General features: G+C 60.7%; 11 protein-coding genes. 5 read left to right on the top strand and 6 right to left on the bottom strand.

Features of this window, described 5'->3' with window-relative positions; translation table 11 throughout:
- Position 1: 1 nt before the first annotated feature.
- From serC to KZO25_RS15990, 3 genes are all read right to left on the bottom strand, one after another.
- Positions 2 to 1,120: a 3-phosphoserine/phosphohydroxythreonine transaminase gene (gene serC, locus KZO25_RS16000; RefSeq protein ID WP_223137731.1), complete on the bottom strand. Its 1,119-nt coding sequence runs from the start codon at positions 1,118 to 1,120 to the stop codon at positions 2 to 4.
- Positions 1,121 to 1,317: 197 nt separating this feature from the next.
- Entirely contained in the window at positions 1,318 to 4,056 is a 2,739-nt protein-coding gene (gene gyrA, locus KZO25_RS15995; protein ID WP_223137730.1) for a DNA gyrase subunit A, read from the bottom strand.
- Positions 4,057 to 4,261: 205 nt separating this feature from the next.
- On the bottom strand, positions 4,262 to 4,684 hold the full coding sequence (locus KZO25_RS15990; protein WP_066447391.1) for an acyl-CoA thioesterase: 423 nt from the start codon (positions 4,682 to 4,684) through the stop codon (positions 4,262 to 4,264).
- A 167-nt stretch (positions 4,685 to 4,851) separates the two neighbouring features.
- Between KZO25_RS15990 and KZO25_RS15985 the strand changes: the two genes are divergently transcribed.
- The 5 genes from KZO25_RS15985 to KZO25_RS15965 all read left to right on the top strand — a co-directional run bounded on the left by KZO25_RS15985 (position 4,852) and on the right by KZO25_RS15965 (position 10,982).
- Entirely contained in the window at positions 4,852 to 5,784 is a 933-nt protein-coding gene (locus KZO25_RS15985) for a recombination-associated protein RdgC (RefSeq protein ID WP_066447393.1), read from the top strand.
- A gap of 26 nt (positions 5,785 to 5,810) precedes the next feature.
- Positions 5,811 to 6,995 (top strand): 1-acyl-sn-glycerol-3-phosphate acyltransferase, encoded by a 1,185-nt coding sequence (locus tag KZO25_RS15980; RefSeq protein WP_223137729.1) that lies wholly within the window; start codon positions 5,811 to 5,813, stop codon positions 6,993 to 6,995.
- Positions 6,992 to 8,158, top strand: a complete 1,167-nt coding sequence (locus KZO25_RS15975; RefSeq protein ID WP_066447396.1) for a cation diffusion facilitator family transporter — start codon at positions 6,992 to 6,994, stop codon at positions 8,156 to 8,158. The genes KZO25_RS15980 and KZO25_RS15975 overlap by 4 nt, the downstream gene beginning before the upstream one ends.
- 129 nt (positions 8,159 to 8,287) lie before the next feature.
- A complete protein-coding gene (locus KZO25_RS15970) occupies positions 8,288 to 8,998 on the top strand; it encodes a transglutaminase-like cysteine peptidase (RefSeq protein ID WP_223137728.1) in 711 nt (236 codons plus the stop codon).
- A 61-nt stretch (positions 8,999 to 9,059) separates the two neighbouring features.
- Positions 9,060 to 10,982 carry an EAL domain-containing protein gene (locus KZO25_RS15965; protein ID WP_223137727.1) on the top strand — a complete coding sequence of 641 codons (1,923 nt, stop codon included), beginning with the start codon at positions 9,060 to 9,062 and terminating at the stop codon, positions 10,980 to 10,982.
- Positions 10,983 to 11,376: 394 nt separating this feature from the next.
- On the opposite strand, the gene KZO25_RS15960 is transcribed toward KZO25_RS15965, so the two are convergent.
- From KZO25_RS15960 to KZO25_RS15950, 3 genes are all read right to left on the bottom strand, one after another.
- The gene (locus KZO25_RS15960) at positions 11,377 to 11,712 is read right to left on the bottom strand and encodes a tryptophan synthase subunit beta like protein (protein ID WP_223137726.1); all 336 of its coding nucleotides are present in this window, start codon (positions 11,710 to 11,712) and stop codon (positions 11,377 to 11,379) included.
- Between the two features lie 90 nt (positions 11,713 to 11,802).
- A complete protein-coding gene (locus KZO25_RS15955) occupies positions 11,803 to 13,812 on the bottom strand; it encodes a retention module-containing protein (protein WP_223137725.1) in 2,010 nt (669 codons plus the stop codon).
- Positions 13,813 to 14,329: 517 nt separating this feature from the next.
- A complete protein-coding gene (locus KZO25_RS15950) occupies positions 14,330 to 18,901 on the bottom strand; it encodes a BapA/Bap/LapF family large adhesin (protein WP_223137724.1) in 4,572 nt (1,523 codons plus the stop codon).
- Positions 18,902 to 18,924 lie beyond the last annotated feature (23 nt).

Genomic DNA, 18,924 nt, shown 5'->3' with positions numbered 1-18,924 from the left:
GTCATCCCCTTCGCTTCTCGAAGTCGGCCATGAATTCGATCAGGGCGTCGACCGCCGCTTCCGGCACGGCATTGTAAAGGCTGGCCCGCATGCCACCGACGCTACGGTGCCCCTTGAGATTGAGCAACCCGGCTTGCTCGGCTTCGTCGAGGAACGGCTTGTCGAGGCGCTCGTCGCCCAGCACGAACGGCACGTTCATTCGCGACCGATTCAGCAAGGCAATCGGGTTGGAATAGAGATCGCTGTCGTCGATGGCTGCATACAGCTTCGCCGCCTTGCGTGTGTTGATGCCGTCCATGGCCTCGAGCCCGCCGATATCGCGCTTCAGCCACTGAAACACCAGGCCAGCCAGGTACCAGGCGAAGGTGGGCGGAGTGTTGACCATCGACCCGGCCTCGGCCATGGCATGATAGTCGAACAGGCTCGGAATGCGCTCGCAGCGGCGCTCGAGCAGGTCATCGCGCACCATGGCCAGGGTGAGGCCGGCCGGCCCGATGTTCTTCTGGGCACCGGCGTAGATCACGCCAAAGCGCGACACGTCCAGGGGGCCGGAAAGAATGCTCGAGGAAAGGTCGCAGACCAGCGGCACCTCGACACCGTCGGCGCGGCGCAACCCGTCCTGTGCGGTTCCCGGGATATAGTCGAATTCCAGGCCGCCGATGGTCTCGTTGGCGGTGTAGTGCAGATAGGCGGCATCACTCGACAGCACGATGTCCGCCTCGGCCGGCACCGCGGTGTGACCGCTTTCCTCGCTGGAGCCCGACAGATGGACCGGAAAGCCCAGCTGCTTCGCCTCGGCCAGGGCCTTCTTGCCCCAGATTCCGGTATAGAGGAAGTTGGCGCTCCCGCCCTGCCCCAGCAGGTTCATCGGCACCATGGAGAACTGCAGGCTGGCGCCCCCCTGCAGGAACAGCACGTGGTAGTTGTCGGGAATCGCGAGCAGCTCGCGCAGATCGGCCTCGGCCTGCTCGGCGATGGCGACGAACTCGGGGGAACGGTGACTCATCTCCATCACCGAGAGCCCGCGTCCCTGATAGTCCAGCAGCTCCTCGCGAGCCCGCTCAAGCACCGGGACAGGCAGCGCAGCCGGGCCGGCACAGAAATTATAGTGGCGTGTCATCAGCGTCGTGGTTCCGTTCTGCTCATATCGTGTCGAGGCGAGATGAGCGCCCTAGCTGACGATGAGCTAACCCGGCGACCAGCCTGCGCGAGGGCGCTGTGAACCCTTCCCTGGGCGCTACTTTTGCCATCCATGGCAAAAGACCCTCGCTTCGACTGGTCCCCGGCGCTCATCGCTCGGCATGGCGCGGCAGGCCTTTACTCGTCGTTTTTGGTCTCGTCCATGGTGCCATTCTCATCCGCACCCTGCTCCGGCGAATCCGGTCCATCGGACGGTGCTGTCTCTTCGTATTCACCCTCGATGGATTCGCTCTCGACCTCCTCGGGCTCGTCGATGCGTACGGTCTTGACCAGCTTCTCGTTCTCGCCGAGACGGATCAGCATCACGCCCTGGGTGTTGCGCGACGTGATCGAGACCTCATCGACCCGGGTACGCACCAGGGTGCCCCTGTCGGTGATCAGCATCATCTCGTCGGCCGAGTAAACCTGCATGGCGGCAACCAGCGAACCGTTGCGCTCGCTGGTCTGCATGGCGATCACGCCCTGGCCGCCACGGCCGCGCAGCGGAAACTCCTCGAGGCGGGTACGCTTGCCGTAGCCGTTCTCGCTGGCGGTGAGGATATAGATCTGGCCGCCGTTGCCGTTGGTGGTTGTGTGCTCGGCACCCTCCTCGGCTTCGACTTCGGCATCCGCCTCGGCGTCGATCTGCTGGCTCTGGGGAATGATCAGGCTGATCACCTCGGCGCCATCGAGCAGGCGCATCCCACGCACGCCGCGAGCGGTGCGCCCCATGGAACGCACGTTGCCTTCCTCGAAGCGAATCGCCTTGCCGTTGGACGACAGCAGCATGGCGTGGTCGGAGCCGCTGGTGATGGCAGCCCCCACCAGGCGGTCGTCCTCTTCCAGGTCGATGGCGATCAGGCCGACGCTACGCGGCCGGGAGAACTGGTCGAGGCTGGTACGCTTGACGGTACCCTTGGCGGTGGCAAAGAAGATGTAGCTGTCAGCCCGGTAGTCGCGCACTGGCAGGATGGCATTGATCGCCTCGCCTTCGTCCAGCGGCAGCATGTTGACCAGCGGCTTGCCACGGGAGCCACGGCTGGCGTTGGGCATCTCGTAGACCTTGAGCCAGTACACCTTGCCCTTGTTGGAGAACAGCAGCACGGTATCGTGGGTCGAGGCCACCAGAAGGTGCTCGATGACGTCCTCGTCCTTCATGGCAGTCGCCGACTTGCCGCGGCCACCGCGACGCTGGGCCTGATAGTCGGAGAGCGGCTGGGTCTTGGCATAGCCGGTACGCGAGACCGTGACCACCATGTCTTCCTCGGCGATCAGGTCCTCGATGGACAGGTCGAGATGGCTGGCCTGGATCTCGGTGCGGCGCGGGTCGCCGAACTGGTCACGCACGGCGGCCAGTTCCTCGCGGATTACTTCGAGCAAACGCTCGCTGGAGGCGAGAATAGCGGTAAGCTCGGCGATTCGTTCGAGAATGCCAAGATACTCGTCGAGCAGCTTCTCGGTCTCGAGCCCGGTCAGGCGATGCAGGCGCAGTTCGAGTATCGCCTGAGCCTGGGCCGGTGAAAGGCGGTATTCGCTGCCGGTCTGGTTGAGACCGAAGCCCTCTTCCAGCTCCTCCGGCTTGCACGACGTGGCGCCGGCACGTTCCAGCATGTCGGTGACCTGCCCTGGCTGCCAGACCTTATCCAGCAGCTTCTCCTTGGCCTCGGCGGCACTCGGCGAGGCTTTGATCAGTTCGATCACCTCGTCGATGTTGGAGATGGCCACCGCCAGGCCCTCGAGGAGATGACCGCGCTCGCGGGCCTTCTTCAACTCGAACAGGGTCCGGCGGGTGACCACTTCGCGGCGGTGGCGAATGAAGGCCTCGAGGATCTCCTTGAGATTGAGGATCTTCGGCTGACCATCCTCGATGGCAACCATATTGATGCCGAAGACATTCTGCAGCTGGGTCTGGGCGAAGAGGTTGTTGACCACCACCTCGCCGGATTCACCGCGCTTGACCTCGATCACCACCCGCAGGCCGTCCTTGTCGGACTCGTCGCGCAGCTCGGCGATGCCTTCTATCTTCTTCTCTTTCACCAGCTCGGCGATCTTCTCGATCAGCCGCGCCTTGTTCACCTGATACGGAAGCTCGGTGACGATGATATGGTCGCGACCGCTCTTGTCGTCATGCTCGATGGTGTGGCAGGCGCGCACATAGATGCGCCCGCGGCCGGTGCGGTAGGCCTCGAGGATGCCGGCCTTGCCGTTGATGATGGCGCCGGTGGGGAAGTCGGGCCCCGGGATGTACTCCATCAGGTCGTCGACGGAGAGGGTGTAGTCATCGATCAGCGCCAGGCAGCCGCTGATGATCTCCACCATGTTGTGCGGTGGAATATTGGTCGCCATGCCCACGGCGATGCCCGAAGAGCCGTTGATCAGCAGGTTGGGCACCTTGGTGGGCAGCACATCGGGGATGCGTTCGGTACCGTCGTAGTTGTCGACCCAGTCGACGGTGTCCTTTTCGAGGTCGGCCAGCAGCTCATGGGCAAGCCGGGCCATGCGCACCTCGGTGTAACGCATGGCAGCGGCGTTGTCGCCATCGATGGAACCGAAGTTGCCCTGGCCATCCACCAGCACGTGGCGCATGGAGAAGTGCTGGGCCATGCGGACGATGGTGTCATAGACCGCGCTGTCACCGTGGGGGTGGTATTTACCGATGACATCACCGACCACGCGGGCCGACTTCTTGTAAGGCTTGTTCCAATCGTTGCTGAGCTCGTGCATGGCGAACAGCACGCGCCGGTGCACCGGCTTGAGGCCATCGCGCACGTCCGGCAGCGCACGGCCTATGATCACGCTCATCGCGTAGTCGAGGTACGACTGCTTGAGTTCGTCCTCGATGTTGACTGGCAGAATTTCTCTGGCGATGTCACCCATGGGTCGTCGAATCCTTTGCACTGCAGCAGGTTGGCGCGTCCTTGTGCAAGAGCATGGCGCGCCATTTCAGCCTGACATCATACCATCGCGGACAGCGCAAAGGCAGCGGGAGGCTTTCACGGATCAGACGGAAATAACCCAGCCTTACGCTCAGCCAGCCACATGCGTGTTCCGACTCGAGCTCCTCCCCGCTCCCCAATCGTCTTTAATCCTCCATGACAAGGGGCGCCAGAAGTTCATGCAGCTCGCCTTCGATGGCAAGGGGCCGGTTGGCCTTCACATCGAGCAGCACGAAGGTGAGGTCGGCGTCGACCACCAGCTTGTCGTCACGAACCCGCCGGATCTCCTGATGCATGCGCGCGCTTCGACTGCCCAGCTCGGCCAGGCGCGTATGCACCTCCAGGTCATCCCCCGCCACCGCTGCCAGGCGGTAGTTGATGTTGAGGTTGACTGCCACCAGGGCGGGGTTGCCGCTGGCGAATGGACGAGCGACGTCGGGCCGATCGTCGAAGTAGCCCCAGCGCCCCTCTTCGAGGAATTCCAGGTAACGGGCATTGTTGACGTGGCCATAGCCATCCAGGTGATAGCCACGAACGCGCAGGGTGACGCGAGAGAGTCGGGAATCCATTGTTGCTCCTCCTTGAAGCGGGTAGAGATCAACCCCGATTCTAGGCCCCTCAGCTGCCCACATTCAAACAAGAGTTTGAATCTGTGTTGCTCATCAACTCCTACAGCACTGGAACCCCCGCCTCCCCTTGGCCATAATATGCGTCCTTTTTGCTCAGGGAATGCGCCATGTGGTTCAAGCACTTGCACCTTTACCGCCTGCATGAGTCAGCGGCGATCCCGGCAGCCGACCTGGAAACGGCGCTGGCCGAACAGGCGGCGCGCCTGCCCGGCAGCAGCGAAGCTCGCCGCCTGGGCTGGTGCCCGCCGGCGGGCCGTGCCGGTACGGCACTGCTTCACGAACTGCAGGGGCAGCGGCTGATGACGGTCCTGCGCCAGGAGCGCCTGCTGCCGGCCGGAGTGGTTCGTGAGGAGGTCGAGGAGCGTGGCGCCGACATCGAGGCACGGGAAGGACGAAAACTGCGCCGAAAGGAAAAGCAGGAACTCAAGGAGCAGGTCTATGAAGAGCTGCTGCCTCGCGCCTTCATTCGCAGCCAGAAGGTCGACCTGTGGTGGGATACGCGGCGCAACCTGATCGCGATCAACAGCAGTTCTCGCACACGCGCCGAAGAAGTACTCGACCTGCTGCGCGAGACCCTGGGCAGCCTCAAGGTGACACCGCTTGCCACCCAGACACTGCCGATGCGTGCCATGACGCAGTGGCTTGCCGAAGAAGACTCTCGCCCGGCCAGCATGCAGCTTGGCGATCAGGTCGAACTCAAGGCCAAGGGCGACGACGGGGTGCTGCGCGCGCGCCAAGTCGACCTGGACAGCGACGAGATCCAGCAGCTGCTGGCGGCAGGCCGCCAGGCCAGCCGACTGGCCCTGGAGATCGAAGGCCGGCTAAGCTTCGTTCTGCACGACGACCTGACCCTGAAGTCCCTGCGCTTCAGCGATGCACTGATCGACGAGGCCAATGAAACCGAAGACGATGGCGACGCCATCGTGAGACTGGAGGCAGACTTCATGCTGATGACCCAGACTCTCGCCGATGAGATCGAGCAACTGATCGGCTGGCTGGATGGAGAAGCCTCTACTGCGTCGCTGCAGGGCAGCGCATGATCGATCCAGTCAACCAGAAGACGACGATGACTGAACCGCAAAACGTCACGCCAGCACCGGAACAGGACCCCTGGGCCGACATTCGACCCTATGAGGACAGCGAAGTCGCCGAGGTGCTGGCCCGACTGGCCAGCAACCGGGAGCTGCTCGACGCCCTGACGCGTTATCGGCTACCGCGCCTCAACCGGCTGCTGCCCGCGCTGGCCCGCGCCATCGCCTCCTACGCCATTCGCCGGGAGACCCGTGGCGTTGCCAGCGTTCACGACTTTCAGATGCGCGTGGCCTACTACATGGAGCGGATGATCCGCACCTCCACCGATGATCTTCGGGTCGAGGGGCTGGAACACCTGGCACCGGATACGGCCTACCTGTTCATCGGCAACCACCGCGACATCTCGCTCGACCCGGCCTTCGTCAACTACGGCCTTCATCGCGCCGGCCGCGATACGGTCCGTATCGCCATTGGCGACAATCTGCTGAAGAAGCCCTACGTGACCGACCTGATGCGGCTCAACAAGAGCTTCATCGTTCCCCGGGCCCTGCGCGGGAAGCGCGCCATGCTGGCCGCATTCCAGTCACTCTCCGCTTATATCCGACACTGCATCACCGAGGACAACCACTCGATCTGGATGGCCCAGCGCGAGGGGCGGGCCAAGGATGGCATCGACCGCACGGACCCCGCCATCATCAAGATGCTGACCATGGCCCGGCGGCAGGAGGACCGCAAGGCCCCGATCGGTGAAGCGATCGCCGAACTGCGCATGGTACCGGTATCGATCAGCTACGAGTACGACCCCTGTGACGTACAGAAGGCCCGGGAGCTGCACGCCATACATAGCCAGGGCGGTTATGCCAAGAGCGAGTTCGAAGACATCCAGTCCATCGTGGCCGGGATCACAGGCCACAAGGGCCGGGTGCAACTGCGCTTCGGCGAACCGCTGGGAGCCAGCTTCGATACGCCGGAGGCCGTTGCCGCCGAGATAGACCGTCAGGTGATATCCGGCTATCACCTGTTCCCCAGCCACTACCTCGCCCTAGAGGCGATGGGCGATGCGCCGGAGCTGCTGGACATGAGCGAGGTCAGTGACGTCGACCGGGCACGCTTCCAGGCACGCCTGAACGACGTCCCCGCCGAACTACGCCCCTGGTGGCTGGCCCAATACGCCAACCCCGTGCGCAACAAGGCAGGACAGTTGAAGGATGAGAGTTGAATAGCCCCCCTACCGACACCGGCGCCCAGACCCGGGAGGCCCACAAGGCCACCCTGGTCGGCGCCATGGTCGATCTGGTCGTGGGGCTGATGAAGATCATTGCCGGCTGGCTGGTGGGCTCCGCGGCGCTGGTCGCCGACGGCATCCACTCGTTCTCCGACCTGGTGACCGACGGCTTCGTCCTGGCCGCCACGCATTTCGGTCGTCAGGCCCCGGACAGCAACCACCCCTACGGCCACGGCCGCATCGAGACCCTCGCCACCCTCTGGCTCGGCAGCGTGCTGATCTTCGTGGCCGGCGGTATCGCCTGGGCCAGCCTCACTCGCCTGCTGGTCGGCGAGCCGATTTCCGCCCCCGGCATCTGGGCGATCGGCGTTGCCGTCATCGCCCTGCTCGCCAAGGAGTGGATCTTCCGCTACACGCTGCGAATCGCCAAGCGCGTCAATTCGCGTCTGCTGGAAGCCAACGCCTGGCACTCCCGCTCGGACGCCCTATCCACCGTGGTGGTATTGATCGCTCTGATCGCGGCTCAGCTCGGTGCCGGCTGGGTGGACGCTGTCGCCGCCATCGTGGTCGGCATCATGGTCGGCCAGGTGGGGGGTCGCCTATTATGGGAGTCCAGCCGGGAGCTGATCGATACGGCTCTTCCAGAGGAAGACCGTGACGCGATGCAGACCGTGGCCGCTGCAGTGCCCGGCGTTCACGGCATCCACGACCTGCGCACCCGCTCGCTGGGCAGCCAGACCCTTCTCGACCTGCATATCGTCGTCGCCCCGCGGCTGACCGTCTCGGAGGCCCACGAGATCGGCAATGCCGTGAGCCGCAGGCTGCGGGACAACTTTTCCAACCTGGCCGATGTCACCTTCCATATCGACCCCGAAGACGATGCCGGGGAAACCGAGCATAGCCTGCGACCCGGCCTGCCGCTGCGCCGCGATGTGGAGGGCGTGCTAGATGGCGTCTGGTCGCGCTGCACGGTATGGCAGACTCGTGTTGCTCTCGACCTTCACTATCTCGACAATCAGGTCGATGTCTCGATCTATGTACGCCAGCTACCTCCTAACCAGAGCCTGGATGACGCTGCCAACGAGCTGCGCCATGCTTCTCGGGACCTGGACTGGATCGGTCGGCTCAGGGTATGGCAGGGGCCCGGCAAGGGCTAGTCATTGCGTGAAAGCACATCGCTCGGCATACCTTCGCATGATGATCATCACGCGGGTCGTCCTACTTCCTTCACTCCTCTATACTCATTGAAACGCAGCATTACATTGTTAAACATTCCGGCACCCCAGATGCCCCATGGATATAACCGACACGCTTTCAGGCCCGGTCGCCGCCACTTTCTGGCGGGCCTTGGGTCTCTGTTGCTGGCCGCCGGGCTAGGCCTCAAGCCGGCACCGCTCGAGGCGCGCATCAACCGCAGCAGGTTGCGCGAGAGCATGCAGCGCTTGTACGGCCAGCAGGGGCTGCGCATCCTGGAAGATTGGTTTTCACTACTGGACCGATTGAGCGGCGCCCACCTCGACACACAGCTGCGGGAGGTCAACGACTTCTTCAATCGCCGGGTGCGCTGGGTGGACGACATCGACAACTGGGGCGCAGAGGACCACTGGGCCACGCCGCTGGAGACAATGGGTCAGGGACAGGGCGACTGCGAGGACTACTCCATCGCCAAGTACGTCTCCCTCAAGGAGCTTGGCGTGCCCGGCGACCGCCTGCGCATGATCTATGTTCGCGCCCGCATCGGCCGTAGCCAGATCGTTCAGGCACATATGGTGCTCGGCTATTACGAGCGCCCCAGCGCCGTGCCGTTGGTGCTGGACAACCTGGTGCCATCCATCACGCCGGCCACCCAGCGCACCGACCTGGATCCCGTCTTCAGCTTCAACAGTGAAGGCCTGTGGGCCGGTGAGTCCACCCAGTCACGCGCGGACCCGGTAGCCAGGCTGTCGCGCTGGAGAAGCGTGATCGGACGAATGCAGGAACAGGGGTTCATTGGATGATTCGGAAAAGCGGTCGACATAAAAAACAGGGGTACCAACCCCAGGCGGAGGAATAACCGAGATGTCACTGATCAAGCAGCTCTGGCTGACCATCGTGGTACTGCTGCTGCTGGCGTTCGTCGGCAGCCTGCTCATCGGCGTGACGAGCAGCCGCCACTATATCGAGCAGGAAATCCGCATCAAGAATACCGACAACGCCAATGCGCTGGCGCTTTCCATGAGCCAGATGGAGAAGGACCCAGTCATCCTGGAGCTACTGCTGGCCGCTCAGTTCGACACCGGGCACTATCGACGCATCGAACTTCGTGACCCCGAAGGCGAAGTCATCGAACAACGCATTGCCAACGACCACATCGAAGACGTGCCGGGCTGGTTCGTCGAACTGGTCCGCTTCGATATCCCAGCCGGCCAGGCCGTCATACAGGATGGCTGGCAGCAGTTCGGTACGCTTGAGCTGGAAAGTCAGCACAGCTTTGCCTACCGCTCACTCTGGCGAAGCAGCCTCGAACTGGCCGGCTGGTTTGCCATTGCCGGCGTGATCAGTTTACTGCTGGCGAGCTGGATCGTCCGCACAATTCGCCTCCCTCTCCGCGATGTGGTCTCCCAGGCGCAGGCCATCGGCGAGCGCCGCTTCGCCACGGCAAGGGAACCCAGGACCCTGGAGCTGCGCGAGGTGGTACAGGCCATGAACCGGCTATCAGGCGCCGTGCGACAGATGCTGGGAGAAGAGAGCGACAAGCTCGACCAGTTGCGTCGGCGGATGCAGCACGATTCCGTTACGGCGATACCCACACGTGGCCCTTTCCTCGATCAGCTACAGGCACATCTTAACAGCGACAGCGATGATGCCAGCGGCACACTCGCCCTGGTACGGGTGGCCCGCCTGGCCGAAGTCAATCAGCAGCTTGGTCATAACGCGACCGACGCTCTATTGGCCAAAGTGGCCCGCAGCCTGAAACAGCTGGGTCATCTCTCCGGAGACGGCAAGGTAGGAAGACTGAACGGCAGCGATTTTGCGCTGATCGTGCCGCGTCACCATGACCTTGAATCCCTCGGCAGGGAGCTGAAGACATGCCTTGAAGGCCTTTCGGGCGAGCACGATGATGCGATTTCGCTACCTTCCGCCCTGTGTGAATACACCCAGGGAGAGAGCCGGGCCAAGCTGCTGGCAAGCCTGGACGGTGCACTTTCTGCAGCCGAGAGCCAGGAGCAGAATGGCCAGGTAATACTGAGCGTGCCTGCCAGCAGCGTGCTCTACACCAGCCATGAAGAGTGGCGCAAGGCGCTGAAACAGGCGCTTGACCAAGGCGTCTTTCTGGCCCACTACCCCGTTCTCGATCCCAAGGGGCACCTGATCCACCACGAGGTACCCTCCCGGCTGCGCCTGAAGGAAGAGTGGCAGCCGGCCGGCGTGTTCCTGCCCTGGGTATCGCGCCTGGCCATGTCGGCAGAACTGGACCTGGCCGTGGTATCGGCGGCCCTGAAGGACACCGAGACAAGCGGCAAGCCTGTCGGCATCAACCTCTCGGCGCATTCGTTGCGAGACGGCCGCTTCGTCAGTGAGCTGCTCACACGAATTCGCTCCCGCCCGGACTGCGCCTCCCGGCTGTGGTTCGAGCTCCCGCAATCAGTCGCCATGCAACAACCCAAGGCGCTACAGCACCTGTGCAAGGAGCTGCTGCCACTGGGCTGCCGGATGGGCCTCGAACACGTCAGCACCCAGTTCGGCAAGATCGAGGGGCTCCAGGACCTGGGACTGACCTTCATGAAAATCGACGGCTCGCTGAGCCAGGACATCGAGAATCAAAGCCAGCAGCAGAGCCTGCTACGTGGCATGTGTACCCTCGCCCATTCACTTGGCATCATGGCGATTGCCGAGGGCGTGACATCCCGTGCCGCAGCCAATACGCTCTTCGAATTGGGGATGGATGGCGTGACCGGCCCGGGCGTTCGCCAAGACCAGAATCAGGATGCAGGAGAATAGCGCTCCCAAAGGCAGATACCCTGAACGACCGACAGCCGGCACTTGCGCCGGCTGTTCTTAAAGTAAACTGATGTTGCCACGCCGCTGTAGGAGGAAGCTTCAGCTCACGACTGGAGGCCGCAGGCCTCCCGGCGGTGTTGCCGGTATTCGCGACAACAACCAACCTTTCAGCCTCCGCCGAGGCGCCTATCGGCGCCAGTCGCGATGGGGACCAGCGCTCCAACAGCTGCTATCTCTACCAACGTTGCCACGCCGCTGTAGGAGGAAGCTTCAGCTCACGACTGGAGGCCGAAGGACTCCCGGCGGTATTGCCAACGCCAACGATCACCGCCAACGCGGCGGCCTCCACCAGGCGCCTGCGGAGTCTTATGCGTAATCAGGTAAAGCAAAAGCGTTAGATCACGCCGCTGTCGTCATCGCTCTCGGACATCAAGCCAACGCTATTCAACCGCTTGCGCAGCGACTGGCGCTCCATCAGCTTCTGCTGGGCGGGTTCGGGCAGATCGGTAAAACTGATCACGCTCTTGTCCATCAGCACGTTGATGACGTCCTCGAGCACCCGCACGAAGGCAAGGTCCGACTTGGAAAGGGCCATGCTCTCCACGTCTTCGTCATCGGAAACGAAGGCCTGCAGCTCCGGTGAGCATGGCGGCACGAATTCCTTGCACTCGGCGGTCGCCTCGCGGCTGACCTGAACGACCTGACCCGACTCGTCGCGTTTGATGAACATGGTTCTGCCCTTCAAGGATCTTTACGCAGGGTAACAAAAGCCCTGCCTGGTGTCTCCAGGCAGGGCGAGTCCCTGATGGTCGGCTGAAGGTTATTCCGTCGGGTTGGAGTTTATGATGATCTCATCCGGCCCGGGAATATAGCTCGCCACCGCCTCGGCTGGATCAAGTTCCCTGACTACCGACGACTCTTCAGGGGGATCGTCGTCCCCGGTTAGCAAGAGCTGATCATCTTTGCCCAGGAGATCGTCTTCCTCCAGGGGCTCAGTCTCTCCTTCCTTCACGCCGGGGTCTTCGTTCTCATCGGCAGCATCGGTAGTAAACGCCATGACAATTGCATCGCTCTCAAAGGAGTCCTCTTCAATGCCTCCCTCTGGTACAAAATCGTACACAGCGCCCTGGGCTTCAACCACGTTGCTGCCACCGAAGCTATTGCCATTCGGTGTCAGGTAGCCTCCAAGCCCCTCACTGGCCGGGTCAATGACATTCCCGTTGCTATCGTAGAAGTTAGTTGCCGCCTTGATGTAGTAGCCGGAAACTTCTCCCCCGTACTCGTTTTCAAGCCAAGCAAAATAGCCCTCAGGATGGCCCGGGTCCAGGATATCCGGTCCGCTATACTCGATCTTTACGGCAATCACTTCTTCGTCCTGTGCAATAAGGAACAGGACATGGGAGATACCATGGGGCAGGAGGTTATCCGGATCTTCCAGATCAAGCGTGATATCACGCGTTGCCATGGCCGTCGCACTGTTGCCCGCTTCATCGGTGGCCGTCACGCTAGCCTCAACGGTGTTGTCAGCGATCAGATCCGTCGTCAACACCTCGACGCTGTAGGTCAGGCTGCCTTCGCCATCATCCACCACAATAGTGGTGTAAGTGTTGCCATTCACCGTCAGCGTGACTTCATCGCCGGCCACCACGTCACCACCCACGGTGCCGCTCACGGTAGTGAACTCTTGTTCCGCCTCTTCTGAATCGATGACATCGTCACCGGCAATAGAATCGATGGTGATACTCGCCTCGATTTCGGTCACCACAGAGATATCACGGGTTGCCGTGGCCGTCGCACTGTTGCCCGCTTCATCGGTGGCCGTCACGCTAGCCTCAATGGTGTTGTCAGCGATCAGATCCGCCGTCAACACCTCGACGCTGTAGGTCAGGTTGCCTTCGCCATCATCCACCACAATAGTGGTGTAAGTGTTGCCATTCACCGTCAGCGTGACTTCATCGCCGGCCACCACGTCACCGCCCACCGTGCCGCTCACGGTAGTGAATGGCTGTTCGGCCTCTTCTGAATTGATGATGTCGTCATCGGCAATCTGATCGATAGTGATGCTTGCTGTAATGACAGGATCGGGATCCGGGATCGGGTCGGGATCCGGGGTCGGGTCGGGATCCGGGATCGGGTCGGGATCCGGGATCGGGTCGGGGTCAGGGTCAGGGATCGGGTCGGGATCCGGGATCGGGTCGGGATCCGGGATCGGGTCGGGATCCGGGATCGGGTCGGGGTCAGGGTCAGGGATCGGGTCGGGATCCGGGATCGGGTCGGGGTCGGGATCCGGGATCGGGTCGGGGTCGGGGTCGGGATCCGGTTCAGGTTCTTCGAGCTCCACCTCTTCAGCAAGCGCAAAGAAGCCACCTTCCTCTTCCGGCGCAGCACCTAGATCGGCAATGCCAAACTCGAATGCCAGTGGATCAATGTTTTCAGCGATGCGTGCCAGGCGCACGAAGGAGTGACCACCGTCTGCACCACCCCCAGCACCGGCGCCCGCAGCCGGTGCATCGAGAAGGTCGAGCAGATCGACGGTGTCGTCGTCCAGCGCGGCCAGAATGGCTTCAAGATCCTCGTCGAATGCTGCGAAATCACTTGCTTCGACAGGCTGGCCCTCCTCCAACTCAGGGCTCATGACGACCTGCTCGCCACCCTCGATCAGAGTAGGCTCCAGATTATCAGCGAAGTCGAGCTGTATACCCCCTCCTTGAGATGTCACCACGGTTTCTCCTACCTGCAGCGTGTCACCTTCACGCAGCTCACGCAGGTTGCCCGAGGCATCGCGAGCCCAGGCCTGACCGGAGATGGATAGAACGGTTGCAATAGACATAACGGGATACCTCGCCAATGGTCATGCATGAAACGAGGCTCGCCACGGCCAAACAGACCATAGCTTGGAGGGGCGTGCTTGATCCCAAGTATGCGCCAAGGCCAGCGGCGCGATATTGGACTGAAGTACAGGTGAGAAGAAAAAATGAGTGGCAGTGTCGGCCTAGAGATGGACCGGGGCGCCTCCCTTCAGGAAGGTCCATGGGCATTGAAACCGGGCTTCAGCTCCTCAAGGCCGCTTCTTAAGCTCTCCAGCACGATCACTTAGTCGGGTGCGAGTTGTCGAAGCCACGAAGGCCATATCCCATGTCGCGGGGACCGTATACTCGCCACGGCTCGTCGCCGGAAACGAACGCATTGCAATCGGCGATTGCATTACGACTGGCCTGAACGACTTGATTCGACTCGTCGCGTTTGATGTATATCTAGGCCACTCCATCACGTTTTCTTCAGGTTAACAAAAAGCCCCGCCTCGGCATACCGGGCGGGGCTAACGCTAGCAAATAGAGCGGGCTAGATTATTGATCAACGCTGTTGGTGCTTGTGTTGATCTCTTCATAGCTCGGTCCGTGCACCTGAGCAGGCGGCAAGTCATCTACCTTGGGCTCGCCGTTGTCATGGGCCGATTCACTGCCCTCACCTTTCAGAAGCTCTTCGCTTTCGTCCAGGAGTTCAGACGCGGTGAGCAAATCACTTGAATCTGCCTTCTCATCAACAGACCCCTCGTCATCCGGCTCAGAAACTGAATTGGAGTCAGATGGCGAATCAGCGACTACCGGGATGGATTCCTCGCTGTCATCAACCTCTTCGGGCTGGTCCAGGTCGTTGTCGGCCTTTTCAGTGTCAACATCTTCATCAGAGTCCTCATCGTCATCAAAGGCCTGTTCTTCATCTGAGGCATTGAGCACTTCTTCCTCACCACCCTCCAAGGCATCATCACTCGATACCGCCTGGTCGTTTTCGTCAGGGTCATCGCCAGACTGGCTTTCAAGAGCCTCCAAGTCCTCCAGTGCAAACAGGCCAAATCCTGTTGCCTGCAGTTCTGGCCCTTCATTACCGGTCGGCTGAGCATTGCCTCCGATCTCGATGGTGAGCGTGGCCGTCACTGACTCGCCCGCAGGGTGCGTCAGCTTGAGCTCGAAGGCCTCTGACTCGCCAACGAAGTCAGCATTCGCTTCCGGTGTATAGACATAGCTGCCATCCTTCTGAATCACCAGGGAGCCGTAGTCACCCTCAAGCGTCAGGCCACTGTTGCCAATCTCCTGCCACTCGCCGCCAGGCAGTTTGACGCTCAGCGTTGAGTTGATGGAGCCCGGAGTGGCACCAGCGAGCACGTTGCCGTCAAACGGGCTAATAGAAAGCTCTTCATAAATATCGGGTTGGAACTCAGAGTCAAGCCCACCGACACTCACCGAGGGGTAGGAATAGCCAAAAAGGAAATTACCACTACGGCCACTCGCCTCAGCCTCAAAGACTGCCTGGTACTCGCCAGACTCCAAGTCCTCCACCGAATGAGTGCCTGAGCCCACGGCTCCGCCCACACCCTCGACCGGCTGCCACTCACCGTTGCCATCCTTCTTCTCCAGGTGCCACGCGAGAGAGGCCGAACTGCTACCCGGTGACGACAGTTCGGCGGTAAAGCTGAAGCTACCTTTACCACCCTCGTCGACCGTGAAGGTTTCGCTCTCCCACGTATCCTCAACGCCGTTCCCATGTGTATTCCACGCTGTCTGAATAGTGCCACCACCCTCAATCGAACCTGCGGGCACCGGATCCGGTGTTACGGTCTCGCTGTTGATCTCGGCGTTGGCCTGCTGGCTATCCAGTTCAATGGAGTTGACCGCGCCTTCCAGGGTGATGGTCAGCGTCGACGGCACACGGTCTCCATCGGCATCCTGAAGGTAGTAGGTAAACACATCCTCCTTGTCTTCACCGATGTTCATGGTGTCGCGTGTATCGCGGCTGACCTCATAGGTGTAGCTGCCATCGGCGCTGACGATGAGCGTACCGTACTGACCTTCGATCGATAGCGTTTCGCCTTCCGCAACAGCCTGCTCACCTGAAGTCGTCGACCACAACAATGGCTCGTCTTCATCCGGACCGTCGGCACCCCAGAACGGATCTTCAATCTGGCCACTCAGCACCGGGAGATCATCGGTTGAAGAGATACGCCCAACCAGTTCGAAGCTGTTGGAAGCATCCTCGAAAGTGATCACTTCGCTGACGGGTTCGCCATCCGGCTCTCCAACGCGCTTGAAGCCAAGAATCTCGAAGAGGTACTCACGATCGCCTACCTCAATACTGACCTGGGTGGTGGCATTGGAAATAGTCACAATATCCGCAGCTTCTTCGGGAGGCAGCGGGTTCCCCCAGCGATCATAATTTGGCGTTTCATCGTGCTCGATATTGATGGTATGCGTCACCTGTGTAGGCACACCATCAATCACGATGGTGAACTCCATGGTCAGGTCAACTGACTGAAGCACGCCTCCATCAGCAAAGATCGGGAAGTTATTGTGCGTAAACGTTCCGAGCACAAAGGTTTGATCAACCTCCCCTGTCTCCAGATCGCGAAGGTCTTCGTTATCTTCAAAGACGTAGTTAGAACCTTCAGACCCCCCTGCAGGCGTACCCCAGGAAATCAAATCCTTGAAATCATCGCTATCAAGGTCTTCGGCGTTGAACTGCCCATTAGTGGTATTGATATTGATCCAACCAGCGGCCCAGTCACCTACGATGACCTCGCTGATGGGCACTTGAATAACATCACTACCCTCAAATTCGCCGGGCACATCGTCGATGATGACCACGTCGACCGAACCGTAGGCAATATTGCCAAGATCATCCACCAACTCGAGCTGAATGCCCTCCTTCGCGAGCTCGTTGCGATCCTCGCCATCATCGTGGTCGACGGCACCTCCCAGCTCGAAGTTGTAGCTCACCTCACCGGTTCCAGCATCATAGCCGGTCAGGGTCAATGTATTGCCCTGAGGTGTCTCAATCACAATAGAGTTGCCAACGGTCAGCGCCTGAAGATCAGCCAGGCTTAGCTTGACTTTGTCACCTTGCTGCTCGCCATCGCCGGAAACCATGGTTCCGGCAATCAGCAGCGCCTCGACACCTTCCGGCGCGTAGAGAATGAAGCTACCCATATCCGACGCGTCGCCGTCCCCTTGGGCAGTGCCACCTTCGAGGTATTTTTCATTGACGGTGATATCACTGTCGGTCAGACCCAGGATAGTTGGCAGTTCGGGCAGCTCCGGTGCAGCGTCAGGCTCGAAGCTGATGTCAAACGAGCCGTTCGTAGTATCGCCATCACCATCTACCGCAACCACATCGACAGGCAGCGTAAAGTCGAGCTCTGCATCGAGGAACTCACCTGCGAAGCCACCGATGCCGTAGGAGCCACCGCTACCGTTATTTGAGAACGTCACTTTATTGAAGGAAAAGTCAGCACTGACAGTCAATCCGTTACCGGATGTTTCCTGACCTGTTTCAGTATTAAAGACAGTCCACCCGACGGCACCGGGCTCTTGATTGCCTTGACTCGGCAACTTAACCGTCAGTTGGGCCAGGAACTGATTAAACTGTGCAGTAAGTTCTTGGCTTCCGGTAATCGCCGGATTATTAACACCGATACTGTTATTCGACCAGTTCACCGATCCGTTCTTGGCGGTAAAGCTCACATCCAGATTTTCTTCGCTCAGTGACATCGAACCACTGATGCCTCCCTGGGAGTGCGAAATACCATCAGTCTGGAACTGCTTGGCCACCGCATCAAGGGGTTGGTGAACGTTGACGACGTATTGATTGCTGTCGACGCTCATGTCGATGGTGAGTACCGGATCGCTGGAAGTATCGCCTTCCTTGAAAGCGATGAGTTTCTGATCCTCGACATCGAACTCGAAAACCAGTTTCTTTCCACCCGAAGTCAGGTAGGTCGTGGCCTCCTCCCCACCTTCCTCATAACGCACCTGGACATAGCCCTGCCCGTCGGAAAACAGGCTGGCACTTGAGATCTGAGCCCCATCCAGGTCGGCACCAATGGTCAGATCAAGATCACCGGTTACCGTACTGCCATCCTGCAAGCCAAGTGATACGTCCTCTGGTGTGCCGAACTCGGGCTCGTCGTCGATAATTTTGACTGTCAGGTTGCTGCTGGCACTGTCGCCATCAGTATCCTCCAGCACGATCTCGAACGACTGGGTCAGCGACTCGTCGTTGTCCGGCTGCTCGTGGTCCTTGTTGGTGCTGAGGGTGTATTCGTAAGTGACGGTATAGCCACCGTTACCGTTTGCGGTATAGCCGGTAATGACCAGGGTGTTTCCGCTTTCGGTGGTGATGGTCGGCAGTTCGCTCACGACCTCACCGTCCGCGACGATGGCCTCACCACCCACGGTCAGGGTCTGCACGCCGTCCGGGGCGGTAACGGTGAAGCTGCCGCTCTGGGTCAGGTCGCCTTCACCCGTGGCGGTGCCATCCGGCAGCCAGGCTTCGTTGACCACCACGTGGAAGCCATCGGTTTCGGCCGGGTTGTCGATGGTGACCGGGGCATCGCCGATATTAATGGTCAGAGTGGCGGTATCGGTATCGTCGTCACTATCAGTCAGCGTATAGGTGAAGCTGTCGCTCACCCCGCCCGGGGTGCCTTCGTTACGCACGTAGCTGTAAGTGCCGTCGGCGGCCACGGTCAGCACGCCGTACTCGCCGGTGATGTCGACCGTGCCCTCGGCCGGGACTTCGGTGCCGTCAACGTCAGTGATACGCGCACCGTCGGCGCCCTGCTGGTCGTTCTCGAGCAGGTTGCCTTCTTCCTCCAGCGTGAATTCACCGGCCGCCACACTGTCACTGTCGTCGACGGCAATCGGGGCGTCGTCGAGAATCTGGACGGTCAAATCACTGGTCGCGTCGCTGCCGTCCAGGTCCTGGACGAAGATGGCGAAGCTCTGCTCCAGGTCATCCTCACCGGCATCGTGAGTCTTGGCGTTGTTGAGGGTGTAGCTGTAGCTGACTTCGCCCGTCTCGGCGTTGTAGCCGGTGATCTGCAGCGTGTTACCACCCGGAGTGGTGATGGTCGGCAGTTCGCTCACGACCTCACCGTCCGCGACGATGG

The organism is Halomonas sp. ANAO-440, assembly GCF_019915905.1.
Taxonomy (GTDB): Bacteria; Pseudomonadota; Gammaproteobacteria; order Pseudomonadales; family Halomonadaceae; genus Halomonas; species Halomonas chromatireducens.
The sequence above is the reverse complement of the archived record's forward strand: the minus strand, read 5'-3'. Positions and strand labels throughout refer to the sequence as shown.